This is a genomic window from Pseudomonas sp. GW822-FHT06D10, assembly GCF_058799535.1.
Map to the genome: position 1 here is coordinate 1 of NZ_JBXALN010000022.1, position 629 is coordinate 629.

At 64.2% G+C, this 629-nt stretch carries 1 protein-coding gene; it reads right to left on the reverse strand.

Going from position 1 to position 629, the window contains the following annotated elements; genetic code table 11:
• Positions 1 to 629: type VI secretion system tip protein TssI/VgrG (gene tssI, locus AC1RL5_RS31860; protein WP_492634775.1), on the reverse strand; the 629-nt coding region annotated here is incomplete at both ends.

The window sequence follows — 629 nt, forward strand, 5'->3', positions numbered from 1 at the left end:
CGGTTGCGGTAGCCCTGCTGGAAGCCGTCTGCGGTCTCGGTGTCGCTGTTGATCGATTCCTCCAGCACTTGGGGCTGCTTGCCCTCATGGCTTACCTGGGTCAGCAGCCAGAGGTTGTTCCACTCGCCACGCGGGTGCTCGGCCAACTGCAGAAAGTACCCGCTGACCAGTCGCGGCTCATCGCCCCAGCCTTCGGCTTGCAGGTAATCGGCGCGATGGCGTTCCAGGGCGCGCTGGCTGAGGAACTTGCCCCGTTCGCGATCGGTGAAACGCCCGGGGTAGTCGTAGTCCTCCAGGTCCGGTTGCTGGGTCTGGGCGTCGGGTTTGTAGGCGGCCTCCATTTGCAGGCGCGGCTTTTCGAAGTCGTAGTCGCGCCGGGTGACACGACTGGCGCGGGTTTCCAGGCGCACGCTGAAACCCCTGATCACCGGCTCGTCCGCCACCAGCCCGCTGCCCTGCACGTAGGCGGTGGGCCGCCCGAGCTTGGGGAACACGCTCTGGTTGTCGCTGAACACCAGCAAATGCGCCTCGCGGCTGTGCTGGAAGTGATAATGCAGGCCTTCTTCTTCGCACAGGCGCTGGATGAAATGCAGGTCGCTTTCGTCGTACTGCACGCAATAGTCGCGCTC